The sequence below is a fragment of the Stenotrophomonas sp. 10L48 genome, from assembly GCF_056395105.1.
Genome location: NZ_JBFTIX010000005.1, coordinates 276,785 through 290,364 on the forward strand (window position 1 = coordinate 276,785; position 13,580 = coordinate 290,364).

Consider the following 13,580-nt stretch of genomic DNA (forward strand, 5'->3'; position numbering starts at 1 on the left):
TGTGCACTGCACAGCGAAAGGAAGAGGTAGCGCCATGGCCACCATCTACGACATCGCAAGGCACGTCGGCGTCTCCGCAGGCACGGTGTCGCGAGCGCTTTCCCGGCCGGACAAAGTGCTGCCGGCTACTCGCGCGCGCATCGAGCAGGCCGCTGCTGCGCTGGGCTACGTGCCCAACACGGTGGCCAGGACACTCAAGACCCAGCGCAGCGGCAAGATCCTGGTCACCGTGCCGGACATCGCCAACCCGTTCTTCGCGCAGATCCTGCAGGGCGCGGAGGATGCGGCGCAGGCCGTTGGCTACGCCGTACTGCTGGGCGACACCCAGAACCTGCCCGAGCGCGAGGAGCGCTACGCGCAGATGCTCCGGCGCAACGAGGCCGATGGTCTGATCGTGCTGGGGCATCGCCTGCCGCCGACGGCGCGCGAAATTGTCCAGCAACGAGGTACCGCTGCACCGGTGGTCAATGGATGCGAATTCGATCCCGCGCTGGGCATCCCCAGCGTCCACATCGACAACGCGGCCGCCGCGCGCGCTGTGATGGAGCACCTGTACGGACTGGGGCACGAGCGGATCGCTGTGGTGGGCGGACCGCCCGACAATCCCCTGCACACGCAACGGCTGGAAGGCGTGCGCGCCGCCGGCAGGGCGCGTGGCCGCCTGCGCCACCTCAGCGTCGTGCCGGGTGACTTTTCCGTGGAGTCCGGCCATGCGGCCGCGATGGCGCTGCTGCCGCCCGCAACCGCACCCACCGCGATCTTCTGCTTCAGCGACCAGATGGCGCTGGGTGCGCTGGCAGCCTGCCGTGACCTGGGCATCCGCGTGCCGGATGACGTCTCCATCGTCGGCTTCGACGACCTGGCGTCATCGCGTTACCTCACGCCTCCGTTGACGACCATCAGGCAACCGATGCGGGAGATCGGTGAGCGCGCGGTCAACCTGCTGCTCGCCATCATCGAACAGGTCGATGTACCGCTTCAGCAGACGCTGGATTTCAGCGTGATGCTGCGGGGTTCGACGGCCCCGCCCAAGGGTCGCTGAGGCAAGGGCAGGGCGGCGGGATGCCGCGCTTTGCCCGGCTCAGGGCTTGCCGCGCCTGGCGTCCACGCTGAAGCGGCCAGGCCCGCTGCAGGCCAGCAGCAGGAAGCCGCCGGCGATGGCCAGATTTTTCAGGAACATGATCTGCTGCACCGGGTCGGCGAGCTGGTGGTGGAAGATGAAGGCCGTGACCAGGCTGAAGGCGGCCAGCACCGCGGCTACTGCCCGGGTCTGGAAACCGAGCAGGATGCACAGGGCCGTGCCGATCTCGAACAGGATGGTCGGCCACAACAGGATGCCGGGAAGACCCATCGCCGCCATGTAGCCCTGTGTTGCCGCCGGGTCGGACAGCTTGCCCAGGCCCGATACCAGGAACAGCAGCATCAGCAATACGCGGGCGGCCAGCTTCGCAAGGGAGTGAAGTGATGTGTCCACGGCAACGTCCTCAGGGTGGGCAGGGCGGGGGATGATCAACAACCATGCAGGGCGGTATGCCCTTGCCCCAACCGACCGGGCGCTGCAGCAGGAGCTCCTGTCCGGCCATCGAATCCCATCACGGGTGAAGTGGATGTTGAGAGCGATGGCGTCGGCAGCCTGGGCGACCTGCGCGGTGCGTGCTTGCCTCAGCGCCGCTCGTACCAACCGCGCGATGCATTGACGATGCGCACCACCGACAGCATCACCGGTACTTCGATCAGCACGCCGACCACGGTCGCCAGCGCCGCGCCGGAATGCACGCCGAACAGGCCCACGGCGGTGGCCACGGCCAGTTCGAAGAAGTTGCTGGCGCCGATCAGCGCCGAGGGACCGGCCACGCAGTGGGCAACACCCAGGCGCCGGTTGAGCAGGTAGGCCAGCCCGGAGTTGAAGTAGACCTGGATCAGGATCGGCACCGCCAGGATGGCGATGACCAGCGGCTGCCGAACGATCTGCTCGCCCTGGAAGCCGAACAGCAGTACCAGCGTCAGCAGCAGGGCCAGCAGCGAGACCGGGCCCAGCGTGCGCAGCGCGGACTGCAGGCCAGCCTGGCCGCGACGGGCCAGCATCCAGCGCCGCAGCAGTGCGGCCACCAGCACCGGTGCGATGATGTACAGCGACACCGACAGCAGCAGCGTGTCCCATGGCACGCTGATCGCCGACAGGCCCAGCAGCAGCGCTACCACCGGTGCATAGGCCACCACCATGATCGCGTCGTTCAACGCCACCTGGCTGAGGGTGAAATTGGCATCGCCGCGGCACAGGTTGCTCCACACGAAGACCATCGCGGTGCAGGGCGCTGCTGCCAGCAGGATCAGCCCGGCGATGTAGCTGTCGATCTGCGCGGCGGGCAGCGCGTCGGCGAACACGTGGCGCAGGAAGAACCAGCCCAGCAACGCCATCGAGAAAGGCTTGACTGCCCAGTTGATGAACAGCGTTACGCCGATGCCTTTCCAGTGCTGGCCGAGCTGGCGCATCGCACTGAAATCGACCCGCAGCAGCATCGGGATGATCATCAGCCAGATCAGCACCGCGATGGGCAGGTTGACCTTGGCCACCTCTGCCGACGCCAGCGCAGCGAAAGGCTGCGGCAGCGCGTGGCCAAGCAGGGTGCCGGCCACGATGCACAGCGCCACCCACAGGGTCAGGTAACGCTCGAACAATCCCATCGGTGCCGGTGCGCTCACGCCTGGCCGTCCCCGGGCTGCACGAAACCCATGCGATCCAGCGCATCTTTCAACGGCCCGCGGTCGGACCATGTGTCTGCGGGCAATGCCAGCAGGGCCAGCAACCGTGCCTTGACGATGGCGTGGGCCTGCGCGAACGCAGCCGCCTTGTCCTCCGCGCTGCCATCAACGGCGGCCGGATCAGGCAGGCCCCAGTGCGCGCGCACGAAATCGCCGAACACCACCGGGCATGCCTCGGCGGCCGCGGCATCGCAGACCGTGATCACCAGGTCCATCGGCGCGCCGCCGGCGAACTCGTCCCACGATTTGCTGCGCAGGCCTGCCGTTGCAATGCCCTCGGCCTGCAATTGCGCAAGTGCGAACGGATTGACCTCGCCGGTGGGCTGGCTGCCGGCGCTGAAGACCTCGAAGCGATGACCGGCCCACGCCCGCAGCGTGGCTTCGGCAAGGACGCTGCGGGCGGAATTGCCCGTGCACAGGAACAGGACGCGTTGGGTGGTCACGAAGCAGATCTCCGGTCAGCAGGCGCAATCAGGGGAGGTGGGGCTGCAGGCAGGATCGGGCGAGCCTGCGCAGCAGTTGTGGGTGAGGTAGTCGATCAGGCCGGTCATCGCGCTGAAGTTGGCGCGGTAGCAGACATTGCGGCCCTGGCTCTCGCTCTCGACCAGCCCGGCCTGCAGCAGCTCCTTCAGGTGGAAGCTGAGCGTGGCCGGCGGCACCTGCAGGGCGGCGGCGATGTCACCGGCCATGCGTCCGGCCGGGCCGGCTTCGACCAGCAGCCGGAACGCGGCCAGGCGGGTGGCATGGCCCAGGGCGGTAAGGGCGGTGATTGCATTCTTCGTTTCCATATTTCTAGAATAGTCGAATGAATGAATCCATCGCAAGCGCCACCCTTCCGAATCTGGTCGAAGCCTCGCTTCCCCAGCCCGACCCGACCCTGCTGGGCGCCGGCCGCGCACACCCGCCGCGGATCCTGCTGCTGTATGGCTCGCTGCGCCCGCAGTCGTTCAGCCGCAAGCTGGCGCTGGAGGCCGAGCGCCTGCTGCGCCACCTCGGCTGCGAGACCCGGGTGTTCGATCCGCATGCGTTGCCCATGCTCGACAGCGTCGGCGCCGATCACCCTGAAGTGCAGCGCCTGCGCGCGTGGTCGCACTGGTCCGAAGGCCAGGTCTGGATCAGCCCGGAGCGCCACGGCACGGTCACCGGCGTGTTCAAGAACCAGATCGACTGGCTGCCGCTGGAAGACGGCAGCGTGCGCCCGACGCAGGGCAGGGCGCTGGCGGTGATGCAGGTCAGTGGCGGTTCGCAGTCGTTCAACACGGTCAACACGCTGCGCGTGCTGGGGCGGTGGATGCGCATGCTGACCATCCCCAACCAGTCTTCGGTGGCCAAGGCATGGCAGGAGTTCGACGAGAACGGGCGGATGAAACCCTCGGCGTACTACGACCGGGTGGTGGATGTGATGGAGGAACTGGTCAAGTTCACCCTGCTCACGCAGGGTCGTGCGGACTACCTGGTGGATCGCTACAGCGAGCGCAAGGGTGATCGGGAGGCGGCCGCATTGGCGCGTGCGGCAGGGGCAGTGGCCGCACGTTGATGGCACGCTGATGGCACGCGGCGGCCGCAGGGACGCGCGCATGCGCGGGCGCATCACCTCAATCCACTACCATGGGCCACCCCACCAGGATGTGCCCCGATGTCCCTCGTCATCCCGACCCTGCCCAGGCCTCCCGCCGCACGCATCGCCGCCTGGCTGATGATGCTGCTGGGCATGTGGCTGGCACTGAAGCTTGGCCTGGTGGTGACCCTGCTGTCGGGGCTGCTGGTGTTCCAGCTGACCCATGTGCTGGCCTCCACCGTGGAAGGCAAGCTGCGTCCCGGCCGGGCGCGGGCGATCGCGGTGATCGTGCTGTCGGCGGTGATCATCAGCGTGCTGGTGCTGGCCGGTATCGGCGTGGCCTCGTTCTTCCGCAACGAGACCGGTGGCCCGGACGTGCTGCTGGCGCGGTTGATGGACATCCTCAACACCTCGCGCCACCAGGTGCCGGCCCTGCTGCAGCCCTACATTCCCGAGGATCTGACGGCGCTGCGCGCCGCCGTGAACGAATGGGCCGCCGAGCACCAGCGCCAGCTGGGCGTGGCCGGCACATCGGTGGTGCAGGTGGGCGTGCGGGTGCTGATCGGCATGGTGCTGGGCGCGATGATCGCGCTGTACGACGAACTGCCGCTGCCGAAGATGGGCCCGCTGGCGCAGGAACTGATCGGCCGCACCAGCCGCCTGGCCACCGCGTTCCGCCAGGTGGTGTTCGCGCAGGTGAAGATCTCGCTGCTCAACACCGTGTTCACCGCCATCTTCCTGCTGGGCGTGCTGCCGTTGTTCGGCGTGCACCTGCCGTTGTCGAAGACGCTGGTGCTGATCACCTTCCTGGCGGGCCTGCTGCCGGTGGTGGGCAACATCATCTCCAACACCATCATCGCCATCGTCGCGCTGTCGGTGTCGTTCTACGTGGCCGTGGCTGCGCTGCTGTACCTGGTGGTGATCCACAAACTGGAGTACTTCCTCAACGCCCGCATCGTCGGCGGCGAGATCCAGGCGCGCGCCTGGGAGCTGCTGCTGGCCATGCTGGTGATGGAGGCGGCCTTCGGCCTGCCCGGGCTGGTAGCCGCGCCGGTGTTCTACGCCTACGTGAAGCGCGAACTGGTGGACCAGCGCTGGATCTGACCCGCCTTCACCCGGGCAGAGCGCTACACTGATCCGCACGCCAGGGGACACATCGATGGGCCGCAGGGCATCGCCAAACGGACTGCAGACCTGGCTCTGGATCCTCGGTGGCCTGTTCGTGCTGTGCACGCTGCCGCTGATGGCCATCGCGCTGGTGCAGGGCACGCAGCGCTACACCGAAGCCGAGGCCAACCTGGTCAGCCTGCAGCAACTGCGGCAGACCTTCGAACTGGCCAATCTGGTGTCGGCCGAGCGTGGACCGGCCAACAGCCTGCTCGGCGCAGACAGCACCGATGTGCAGGAGCAGCGCCGACTGGCCGCGCAGTTGGCGGTCGCACGGCAGCGGGTGGACGCAGCGACGCAGCACCTGCAGAGCGTGTTCCAGAACGACCCGCGGGTGGTGGACGAAACACCGCGCCTGCACGAAGCGCGGCGCCGGTTGCAGACTGCGCGCGCCGCGGTCGACCGGGTGGCCGCGCTGCCAAGAGGCGAACGCTCGGCAGAGGAGGTGGAGCACGCGATCAACAACATGTTCGCGGTGTATGACCGGCTGCAGGTGCTGACCTCGGTGCAGATCAGCGATCTGGTCGCGGCTGATCGCGAAGCCGCGATTCCTGCCATGCAGGGGCAGATCCTGATCGACCTGCGCGAGCACGGTGGCCGCTTGGCATCCAACGTGATGGCGCCGCTGGCCGTGCCCGGCGCGTGGCGGGAGTCGCAGGTACGCGCTGCGCAGCAGACCGAGGGCCGCCTGCTGGAGCTGTGGCGGTTGGCCGCCAGCCATGAATCGGTGTTCCGCAGCGAGCCGGCGCTGTCCCTGCACTGGGACATGGCGCGCCGGCAGTTCTTCGGCCAGTCGCTGCCGATGGTGGAACAGCTGATCGACGATGGCCAGCGCGGCGTACCGCCACCCTGGACGGCGGCCGAGTTCACCGCGCGCTACGTGCCCACCCTGCAATCGCTGGAAGCGCTGCGTGATGGCTACCTCGGCGTTTCGATCGCGCGCTTCCAGCACACCCGCAACAAGGAAGCGGTACGCCTGGCCGTGCTGGGCGCCACCGTGCTGGGTACGCTGCTGCTGCTTGCGCTGGCACTGCGCATCGCCCACGTGCAGATCCTGCGGCCGTTGCTGCAGGCGCAGGCGCAGGTGATCCAGATCGCCTCGGACACGCCGGGTGCAGAGCAGCATGCCACCCACCCGATGGCGGAAATGCAGCGCCTGTTCGATGCCATCGAGGTACTGCGGGCGAAGTCGCACCAGCGCTCGGCATTGACCCGTGAGCTGCGCGAGCTGGCCGATACCGATCAGCTGACCGGCCTGTTGAACCGGCGCTCGCTGGAGGAACGGGTACGACAGCGGCGTGCCGAGGGAAGCACGCAGGCGGTGGTGATTCTGCTGGACGTGGACCATTTCAAGGCGATCAACGATGGCCAGGGGCACGCGGCCGGCGATGACGTGCTGGTGCAGGTGGCGCAGTTGCTGCGCAGCCATCTGCGCCGCAACGACAGCATCGCCCGTTATGGCGGCGAGGAATTCCTGGTGCTGCTGGCCGATGGTGATCTGGCCAGTGGCCGGCGGTTGGCCGAGTCGCTGCGGGTGGCATTGCGTGCGCACGACATCGTGCTGGGCAGCCGTGACATCCTGCGGGTCACGGCCAGCTTCGGTGTTGCCCAGGGCGCGCTTGATCCGATTGGCTGGCACGCGCTGGTGCGCGCCGCCGACGCCGCCATGTACGAGGCCAAGGCGCTGGGCCGCGACCGGGTGCAGGTGGCGGGCAGCGGACGCGCCGCGCGCTGATCGGGTCAGCCATTGTCCGCCTGCGCCCTGCGCAGGATGTGGCCGACCATGTGCCGGGCCACGGTGCTGGGCACCGGCAGTCCGCGCCAGCGCATCGCCCCCACGCGGAACGTGGCGCTGGCCGTGGCCAGCAAGCGGCCGCTGGGCGAGGTCAGGCGCCCGCGGGTGAAGATGATGCTGCCCTTGCTGTGCTCGATCTGCCCCCAGCCGATGATGCGCCCGGGACGGGCGGGACTGACGAAACTGGTCTTCGATTCGACCGTTACCGCCAACCGGTTGGGCGGCAGCGTTGCGTAGATCGCCGGGCCCATGCAGTCATCCAGCATCGCCGACAGGAAGCCGCCCTGGATGTTGCCCATCGGGTTGGTCAGGGCTGTGCTGGCATCGAACTCGACATTGATCTGGTCCTGTGCGGGATCGTGGCTGATGAAACGCCACCCCAGCAACAGGCCGGCCTTGGACGGAGGAAGGTCGCCGTTGATCACGCTGTACAGCAGGGACTGGGGATTCATGCGGGAAACCTCGGTGTGGGGGAGGTCAGGCAGGTTGCAGCAGCGACAGCAGGGCCAGCAGGAATCCGATGCAGCACAGCGCGACCACGGCCGCACCGGCAGAGACCGGCGTCCTGGCACCCGTGCGCTTTCGCACGCCGGATGCGACCGCGACCGGTGGCAACGTGGCCAGCAGACAGAACAGCTGGAAGGCGACCAGCTGTGGCAGCGCGAAGTGACCACCGAAAAAGATCAGCCAGGCCAGCATCACCCCTGCGCCGGCCAGCGCGATCCAGCCCGCGCCGACCACCTTGATCAATGCCATCAGCAGCACCTGCATGCGCGGTGGGACGCCGCCCCAGGCCAGCCCGACCGCTTCACCGTGGTAGGGCATGAACTCCGAGCGTTTCAGGTAGGCGGCCGCGAACAGCGCGACGATGAAAAAGGCCAGAAGGTAGCTGCCGAACGCGAGCGAGGCGAACAGGTCCATGTGCCATCCATGCCGATGCCGAGAGGGAGCCGATGGACAGGGCAGGCGCTGCATCCCCTGGCTGGCACATGGCCGTGCGATTCTTGAACGGCGCCCTGTTAGCCGCGTGTCGCGCCGATCACGGCCCTTTCTGCATCCGGAATTAACGCGCGCAGCGTGTTGCGTGCTGCATCACAACGGTGTTGTGACCGACGTTGCGGCTTCACGCGTGCTGATGCCTTCCAGCTCCAGCCGCATGTGATCGAAATCGAGGGTCCAGGCCGGGAAGGCGGCCAGTACATCCCAGCCGAGCACACCCTGGTTGCGCACGCTCACCTCGGTTGGATCCTGCAGGGTGACCGCCAGCGACGGCAGCATCGCGCGCTGCCCGCCGATCTGCACCGTCACCTGTGGCCACTGTGCCACTGCGCGTTCGCTGCTGCCGCCGGCGCCGGCCAGGCGCTGGCGCGTTACCGCCAGGTCCTTCAGCATCTGCGGATGTGCGCGGGCGAAATGGGCCGACAGGGACGAGCTGCTGGCACCGCTGTCCAGGTGCATGGGCACCTCGATGCCGCCGATGCGTGCGTCGACGAACAGATCGCTGCCCGCCAGCGCCAGGTTGCGGGGCAGGTCGGCCGCGCCGGCACCCGGTTGCGGTTGCAGCTGGCCATCGCCGCCGAAGCGGACCCGGCCCATCGCGCGCAGCACCGGGAAGCCGATGATCGCGTCGATGTGGTAGCCGCCGGGCACCGGCATGTCCAGCTGTGCATCGTCCAGCACCAGGAACACCACATTGCGCAGGTCCAGCCCGGCCAACTGCAGGCGGTCGGCGATGGCCACGCGGGTGGCTACGGTGCGCCGGCTCGAACTGCCCACCGCGGCCTCGTCGCCGATCTGCAGGCCGAGCCGTTGCGCAGTGCTGGCCGAGATCACCGACAGATTGGCGCCGGTATCGAGCACCGATTCCTGCGCACGGCCGTTGATGAGCACCGATGCGCGCGGCAGGCCGACCTTGTCGCGCGCGAATGCCGTGGGCGCAGGCGTGAACTGCTGCACGCGCTGCGGCGGCGCGCTTGCCAGTGCAGCGGCCAGTGTCGCCAGGGTCTGGCTGCCCTCCACTGCATCGCGGTCGGCAGGGCAGCGTTCGAACACGCGCAGGGATGCCTGCGCCGCGGCTGCGGCGCGCGCGTAGTCGGCCGCAGCGAAAGCCGCATCGGCGATGACCCGCTGCGCCAGCGCGGTATCGCAGGTGCCACCGCCGCGCTGGGCAATGAAGGCCTCGGCCAGGCTGATCGCCTGCCGCTCATGCAGTTGCGCCGCTGCCTGCCGTGCCTGTGCCAGCAACGGCCACGGCGCGGGCAGCACGGCCGAGGCATCGGCCAACGCAGACAGGTTGCCGTCGGCCGCCTCCCGCAGGCGCTCCCGCGCATCATCGGCGGAGAGCGGGCCCGCCCAGCAGGGCAGGGACATCAGCAGGCAGAGCGCTGCCACCGACATGGCGCGGGCGCGCGGCAGCTTGGAATGTGCAGTCATCCGAAGTATCCTGTAGATGGATAAAAACTTTCTGTAAAACAGAAATTACTATGCGCGAATCAGAAAAATCAAGACGTCTCGTCCAGGCCGCGCGCCGGCTGCGCTGGGTGGCGTGGGCCGGCGTGCTGCTGGCGCCGCTGTTGACCGCGGCAGCGCTGGCCAATACGTGGCTGGGCAGCACCGCGCCGGTGCAGGCGGAAATGGATGCGGGTGGGTTGCCGCTGGCCTGGGCCGGTACGCTGGCGCTGGCGCAGGCGGCACTGGTGGCCGCAGCGTTGTGGCAGCTGGCGCAGCTGCTGGGCCAGGTCCGCATCGAGCGCCTCTTCCCCCTGCAGGGCAGCCGCCGCTTCGGCCGTTTTGCCGGTCTGCTGCTGCTGGCGGTGCTGGTCAACGGCGTGCTGGCGCCGCTGCTGGGCGCACTGCTGTCGGCCAGCGCGCACGGCCAGCTGCGCCTGTCCATCGACGGTGCCGACCTGCTGGCCGTGCTGGTGACCCTGGTACTGTGGCTGGTGGCCCGCTTCCTCGATGCCGCAGCGCGGTACGAGGACGACCATCATTCGATCATCTGAGGCGCCGATGGGAAGCATCGTCATCCGCCTCGATGTCATGCTGGCGCTGCGCAAGGTGCGCTCGCGCGAGCTGGCGCAGCATGTGGGCATCACCGAATCGAACCTGTCGCTGCTCAAGTCCGGGCGCGTGCGCGGCGTGCGCTTCGACACGCTGGCGCGGATCTGCGAGTACCTGCAGTGTCAGCCCGGAGACCTGCTGGTCTACGACCCGGACGCCGAGGGCGATGCCCCCGGCGATGAAGAATGAGCGCGCGGCGCATGTTCATCGGTGGCGCACGCGCTGCTGCCTAGACTGGCCACTCGCCCGTCCCAGGAGTACGCCATGACCCTGCGTTCCGTTGTGACTGCCACGCTGCTGGCGGGCCTGTTCGCTGGCTGCGCCAGCAGCACACCGCGGCCCGATCCGGGCGCCGATGCGCCGCGTCATCCGTCGATCGCCGCTGATGCCAGCCCGGTGCCTGCCTTCACCGGCGGGGGCGCCGGCTGGTCCATCGAGATCGCCTCCACCGGCAAGGGCAACCACGATGCCACGCTCACTGTTGCTGGCCGCAGCAGCGCTGGAACGCTGCGCTACCTCGGCCAGCCGGCCGGTGCGCCCAGTTCGTTGACGGTACTCAACGGTGAGCTGGGCACGCAGCCCACCATCGTCGAGATCAAGCGCGAGCCCTGCCGCAACGCCGAAGGCGTGGATACGTCGGCCAGCGTGCAGGTGACTGTCGAGGGCCAACCACAACGCCGCGGCTGCGGCTTCCTGGCCGTGTACTGACTGGCACACGCATGATCCACATCCCTGTGCTGGAGACACCGCGCCTGCGCCTGCGCGCGCAATGCCTGGATGACTTCCCGGTGTATGCCGCGTTCCTGGCCTCGCCCCGTGCGCGCGGCATGGGCGGGCCGTTCGCTGAGGTCGCCGCGTGGGGGCAGTTCTGCCACGACCTGGCCAGCTGGCATCTGTTCGGCCACGGCGCGTTGATGATCGAGCGCCGCGACACGGGCGAGTGTATCGGCCAGGTCGGCATCAACCATGGCCCGCTGTTTCCGGAACAGGAACTGGGCTGGTTGCTGTATGCCGGGCAGGAAGGGCAGGGTTTCGCCAGCGAGGCGGCGGCGGCGCTGCGTGATTGGGCGTTCGTGGTGCGCGGATTGCCGACGCTGGTGAGCTACATGGCAGCGGACAACCACGCCTCGCAGGCAGTGGCGGTCCGCCTCGGCGGCGTGTTGGATGCGCAGGCGGTGCGCAGCGATCCGGATGACCTGGTGTTCCGCTATCCGCGCTGATGAGTGACGGTCACCGCGGCGCGGGGGCGCTGCACGCGGGAATGCCAACTACGGCCACTGCGTGAAGAAGGCGCCAGCAGCCATCCACGTATCGGTCACCGCGTCGAGCAGACGCTGGACACCCATCTGTTGAAGGAACTGCCCATGACCACGCTCACCCTTCCCGAACTGGCCAAGAAGATGGCCGGCATCGATTTCACCATGCTGCAGACCCATGCCGGCGGCCAGATCGCTGGCCGCCCGATGAGCAACAACGGCGATGTGGACTACGACGGCGACAGCTGGTTCTTCACCATGGAAAACACCGACATGGTGCGCGAGATCAGCGCCGACCCGAACGTGGCGCTGGGCCTGACCGGCAGCAAGTCGCTGCTGGGCAAGCCACCGCTGTTCGTGCACGTGCAGGGCAGGGCAGAGCTGATCCGCGATCGCGCCACGATGGCCCAGCATTGGGTGAAGGACCTGGAGCGGTGGTTCGAGCAGGGCGTGGATACGCCGGGTCTGGTGCTGATCCACGTACACGCCAGCCGCATCCATTACTGGGATGGCGAGGACCAAGGCGAGATCGTGGTCTGATCGCGGGGGCCGCACAGGGCCCCTGCACAGTGCTGCCGCAGCTCAGGAATGTACAGGCGTGCCGGACCACGCGGCCAGTTCCGGTGCCAGCGCATGTTCAACGGCGCGGCGCAGCAGTGCCGGGGCCACGTAATGGCGATGGGCGCTGTCTATCATGGCCATGTAGAAGCGGCCAAACGCATTGAGCGTCTGCACGCGCGAGCCCAGGCTGATCTGGACCTGGCCGTCCTCGCAGAACTGCACGCGCACGCTGCTGCGGAAGCGGAGATGGCGGTCGTCTGCGCCGAGCAGCACTTCGGCACACCGGTCTTCCGCATCTACTCGGGCATCCAGCACCGGGAAACGTCCGCCGAACACGCGGCTGCGGTCGGTGGACAGCAGCGACGACACCGGGCAGCCCAGCGGCGAGGTGCGCAGACGCAGTGGTGCAACCAGACGATTGCGCAGGGCCATCAAGCGGCCGACGCCCGCCGGCGGGTTGCGCAGGAACCCGTCCAGTATGTCGGCCAGCAGGGCGGAGGCCGATCGATGGCGGGTCTGCCCGCCGTGCAGGGTCAGCGTGGTCGTGTCGTTGTAGTGACCGTGCGGCAGGGCGCTGGCGAGCATTCCCGCTGAAGGCGACGACGCGCTGCTGCAGACCGGGTACGCCGGCGTCGCCCGCTCCACGAATCCGCGCAGTGGCTCCAGGCTGAAGCGACGCAGCGGCCCCAGCAACGTGCGCGTCTGCACGCACAGGCGTGCGCGCAGGCTGGGCGCTGCCGCCTGCAGTGACAGTTGCAGCAACGGCGTGGCGGCAAGTGTGGTTGCGCTGGGCCAGTGCGCTGCTGGCAGCACGTCGGTCAGGCTGGGAATGTCCGCGGCGTTTGCCTGTGCCAGTGCGCGCGCCTGCGCGCTCATCGCCCCGGCCAGCTCATTGCTGTGGCACGAGAGCGCGAACAGGGCAGGGTGGGCCGGACTGTTCGAGGCGAACTGGTGCCAGGTGCCACCACCAAAGCGCACGGTGAACAGGCAATCGGGCGGGATGCGGACACGACGCAGCGACCGCAGGAAGTGCGAGGGATCGTCCGCCAGCTGCTGATCGGATGCGCTGGCAAACCGCAGCTCGGCACCGGCACTGCCGGCGATGGCGGTGAACATGCGCGGCCCGGCATGGCGGTGGAAGGGATGGCCGCCGGCACCCACCCCGAAGCTGTACAGCGATGACGGATCGCCGTGCTGCAGGTGCATGCCACCCAACCGTGCCGAGGGCTCGTCCAGCGCATCGATGAAGGCCGGGTGGTGGCGCTGGCGCTGGCTGGCATCGCTCACCAGCGCGTCGCCGGCACCGATGCCGAGCTGCGCGATCAGTGTGACTTCCACCGGGCCACCGCCGTCGTGTGCCGGAAGCTGGATACTCGGAAACGAACGGCTGGTGCGGGTCGAACCGGGCATCGCAGTGCTC

The 13,580-nt window shown here is 68.3% G+C and carries 17 protein-coding genes; 9 read left to right on the top strand and 8 right to left on the bottom strand.

Going from position 1 to position 13,580, the window contains the following annotated elements:
* Positions 1-34: 34 nt before the first annotated feature.
* Positions 35-1,042 carry a LacI family DNA-binding transcriptional regulator gene (locus tag AC1DCU_RS10550; RefSeq protein WP_025873934.1) on the top strand — a complete coding sequence of 336 codons (1,008 nt, stop codon included), beginning with the start codon at positions 35-37 and terminating at the stop codon, positions 1,040-1,042.
* Positions 1,043-1,081: 39 nt separating this feature from the next.
* On the opposite strand, the gene AC1DCU_RS10555 is transcribed toward AC1DCU_RS10550, so the two are convergent.
* The 4 genes from AC1DCU_RS10555 to AC1DCU_RS10570 form a co-directional block, all read right to left on the bottom strand.
* On the bottom strand, positions 1,082-1,474 hold the full coding sequence (locus tag AC1DCU_RS10555; RefSeq protein ID WP_025873933.1) for a DoxX family protein: 393 nt from the start codon (positions 1,472-1,474) through the stop codon (positions 1,082-1,084).
* Positions 1,475-1,662: 188 nt separating this feature from the next.
* Positions 1,663-2,685 carry an ACR3 family arsenite efflux transporter gene (gene arsB, locus AC1DCU_RS10560; protein ID WP_032951566.1) on the bottom strand — a complete coding sequence of 341 codons (1,023 nt, stop codon included), beginning with the start codon at positions 2,683-2,685 and terminating at the stop codon, positions 1,663-1,665.
* Between the two features lie 14 nt (positions 2,686-2,699).
* The gene (locus AC1DCU_RS10565; protein WP_442251618.1) at positions 2,700-3,206 is read right to left on the bottom strand and encodes an arsenate reductase ArsC; all 507 of its coding nucleotides are present in this window, start codon (positions 3,204-3,206) and stop codon (positions 2,700-2,702) included.
* 15 nt (positions 3,207-3,221) lie between these two features.
* On the bottom strand, positions 3,222-3,551 hold the full coding sequence (locus AC1DCU_RS10570) for an ArsR/SmtB family transcription factor (RefSeq protein WP_032975893.1): 330 nt from the start codon (positions 3,549-3,551) through the stop codon (positions 3,222-3,224).
* A 17-nt stretch (positions 3,552-3,568) separates the two neighbouring features.
* Here AC1DCU_RS10570 and arsH point away from each other — a divergent pair, with 17 nt between their 5' ends.
* The 3 genes from arsH to AC1DCU_RS10585 all read left to right on the top strand — a co-directional run bounded on the left by arsH (position 3,569) and on the right by AC1DCU_RS10585 (position 7,223).
* Positions 3,569-4,300: an arsenical resistance protein ArsH gene (gene arsH / locus AC1DCU_RS10575; protein WP_442251619.1), complete on the top strand. Its 732-nt coding sequence runs from the start codon at positions 3,569-3,571 to the stop codon at positions 4,298-4,300.
* 99 nt (positions 4,301-4,399) lie between these two features.
* A complete protein-coding gene (locus AC1DCU_RS10580) occupies positions 4,400-5,425 on the top strand; it encodes an AI-2E family transporter (protein WP_032975895.1) in 1,026 nt (341 codons plus the stop codon).
* A 55-nt stretch (positions 5,426-5,480) separates the two neighbouring features.
* The gene (locus tag AC1DCU_RS10585) at positions 5,481-7,223 is read left to right on the top strand and encodes a GGDEF domain-containing protein (RefSeq protein ID WP_442251621.1); all 1,743 of its coding nucleotides are present in this window, start codon (positions 5,481-5,483) and stop codon (positions 7,221-7,223) included.
* A 5-nt stretch (positions 7,224-7,228) separates the two neighbouring features.
* On the opposite strand, the gene AC1DCU_RS10590 is transcribed toward AC1DCU_RS10585, so the two are convergent.
* The 3 genes from AC1DCU_RS10590 to AC1DCU_RS10600 all read right to left on the bottom strand — a co-directional run bounded on the left by AC1DCU_RS10590 (position 7,229) and on the right by AC1DCU_RS10600 (position 9,716).
* A complete protein-coding gene (locus tag AC1DCU_RS10590) occupies positions 7,229-7,735 on the bottom strand; it encodes a PaaI family thioesterase (protein WP_033830583.1) in 507 nt (168 codons plus the stop codon).
* A gap of 25 nt (positions 7,736-7,760) precedes the next feature.
* Positions 7,761-8,204, bottom strand: coding sequence for a hypothetical protein (locus AC1DCU_RS10595; protein ID WP_033830584.1), 444 nt, complete (start codon positions 8,202-8,204; stop codon positions 7,761-7,763).
* A 171-nt stretch (positions 8,205-8,375) separates the two neighbouring features.
* The gene (locus tag AC1DCU_RS10600; protein ID WP_442251622.1) at positions 8,376-9,716 is read right to left on the bottom strand and encodes a retropepsin-like aspartic protease family protein; all 1,341 of its coding nucleotides are present in this window, start codon (positions 9,714-9,716) and stop codon (positions 8,376-8,378) included.
* A gap of 50 nt (positions 9,717-9,766) precedes the next feature.
* Here AC1DCU_RS10600 and AC1DCU_RS10605 point away from each other — a divergent pair, with 50 nt between their 5' ends.
* The 5 genes from AC1DCU_RS10605 to AC1DCU_RS10625 all read left to right on the top strand — a co-directional run bounded on the left by AC1DCU_RS10605 (position 9,767) and on the right by AC1DCU_RS10625 (position 12,139).
* Positions 9,767-10,285 (top strand): hypothetical protein, encoded by a 519-nt coding sequence (locus AC1DCU_RS10605; protein ID WP_312962960.1) that lies wholly within the window; start codon positions 9,767-9,769, stop codon positions 10,283-10,285.
* A gap of 7 nt (positions 10,286-10,292) precedes the next feature.
* Positions 10,293-10,532, top strand: a complete 240-nt coding sequence (locus AC1DCU_RS10610; RefSeq protein ID WP_032975902.1) for a helix-turn-helix domain-containing protein — start codon at positions 10,293-10,295, stop codon at positions 10,530-10,532.
* Positions 10,533-10,607: 75 nt separating this feature from the next.
* Positions 10,608-11,051 carry a hypothetical protein gene (locus tag AC1DCU_RS10615; protein ID WP_312962963.1) on the top strand — a complete coding sequence of 148 codons (444 nt, stop codon included), beginning with the start codon at positions 10,608-10,610 and terminating at the stop codon, positions 11,049-11,051.
* An 11-nt stretch (positions 11,052-11,062) separates the two neighbouring features.
* Complete coding sequence (locus AC1DCU_RS10620; protein WP_032975904.1) at positions 11,063-11,563, top strand: GNAT family N-acetyltransferase; 501 nt, start codon at positions 11,063-11,065, stop codon at positions 11,561-11,563.
* A gap of 144 nt (positions 11,564-11,707) precedes the next feature.
* Positions 11,708-12,139: a pyridoxamine 5'-phosphate oxidase family protein gene (locus AC1DCU_RS10625; RefSeq protein ID WP_442251623.1), complete on the top strand. Its 432-nt coding sequence runs from the start codon at positions 11,708-11,710 to the stop codon at positions 12,137-12,139.
* 42 nt (positions 12,140-12,181) lie between these two features.
* Here the strand turns inward: AC1DCU_RS10625 and AC1DCU_RS10630 are convergent, their stop codons facing one another.
* Positions 12,182-13,570 (bottom strand): DUF2867 domain-containing protein, encoded by a 1,389-nt coding sequence (locus tag AC1DCU_RS10630; RefSeq protein WP_442251624.1) that lies wholly within the window; start codon positions 13,568-13,570, stop codon positions 12,182-12,184.
* Positions 13,571-13,580: the final 10 nt, after the last annotated feature.

What these genes read in the sequence shown, in the direction of transcription:
- AC1DCU_RS10625 (WP_442251623.1), top strand. Translation starts at nt 11,708, where the DNA reads ATGACCACGCTCACCCTTCCCGAACTGGCCAAGAAGATGGCCGGCATC.
- arsB (WP_032951566.1), bottom strand. Translation starts at nt 2,685, where the DNA reads ATGGGATTGTTCGAGCGTTACCTGACCCTGTGGGTGGCGCTGTGCATC.
- AC1DCU_RS10585 (WP_442251621.1), top strand. Translation starts at nt 5,481, where the DNA reads ATGGGCCGCAGGGCATCGCCAAACGGACTGCAGACCTGGCTCTGGATC.
- arsH (WP_442251619.1), top strand. Translation starts at nt 3,569, where the DNA reads ATGAATGAATCCATCGCAAGCGCCACCCTTCCGAATCTGGTCGAAGCC.
- AC1DCU_RS10615 (WP_312962963.1), top strand. Translation starts at nt 10,608, where the DNA reads ATGACCCTGCGTTCCGTTGTGACTGCCACGCTGCTGGCGGGCCTGTTC.
- AC1DCU_RS10595 (WP_033830584.1), bottom strand. Translation starts at nt 8,204, where the DNA reads ATGGACCTGTTCGCCTCGCTCGCGTTCGGCAGCTACCTTCTGGCCTTT.
- AC1DCU_RS10620 (WP_032975904.1), top strand. Translation starts at nt 11,063, where the DNA reads ATGATCCACATCCCTGTGCTGGAGACACCGCGCCTGCGCCTGCGCGCG.
- AC1DCU_RS10610 (WP_032975902.1), top strand. Translation starts at nt 10,293, where the DNA reads ATGGGAAGCATCGTCATCCGCCTCGATGTCATGCTGGCGCTGCGCAAG.
- AC1DCU_RS10550 (WP_025873934.1), top strand. Translation starts at nt 35, where the DNA reads ATGGCCACCATCTACGACATCGCAAGGCACGTCGGCGTCTCCGCAGGC.
- AC1DCU_RS10590 (WP_033830583.1), bottom strand. Translation starts at nt 7,735, where the DNA reads ATGAATCCCCAGTCCCTGCTGTACAGCGTGATCAACGGCGACCTTCCT.
- AC1DCU_RS10570 (WP_032975893.1), bottom strand. Translation starts at nt 3,551, where the DNA reads ATGGAAACGAAGAATGCAATCACCGCCCTTACCGCCCTGGGCCATGCC.
- AC1DCU_RS10600 (WP_442251622.1), bottom strand. Translation starts at nt 9,716, where the DNA reads ATGACTGCACATTCCAAGCTGCCGCGCGCCCGCGCCATGTCGGTGGCA.
- AC1DCU_RS10605 (WP_312962960.1), top strand. Translation starts at nt 9,767, where the DNA reads ATGCGCGAATCAGAAAAATCAAGACGTCTCGTCCAGGCCGCGCGCCGG.
- AC1DCU_RS10580 (WP_032975895.1), top strand. Translation starts at nt 4,400, where the DNA reads ATGTCCCTCGTCATCCCGACCCTGCCCAGGCCTCCCGCCGCACGCATC.
- AC1DCU_RS10630 (WP_442251624.1), bottom strand. Translation starts at nt 13,570, where the DNA reads ATGCCCGGTTCGACCCGCACCAGCCGTTCGTTTCCGAGTATCCAGCTT.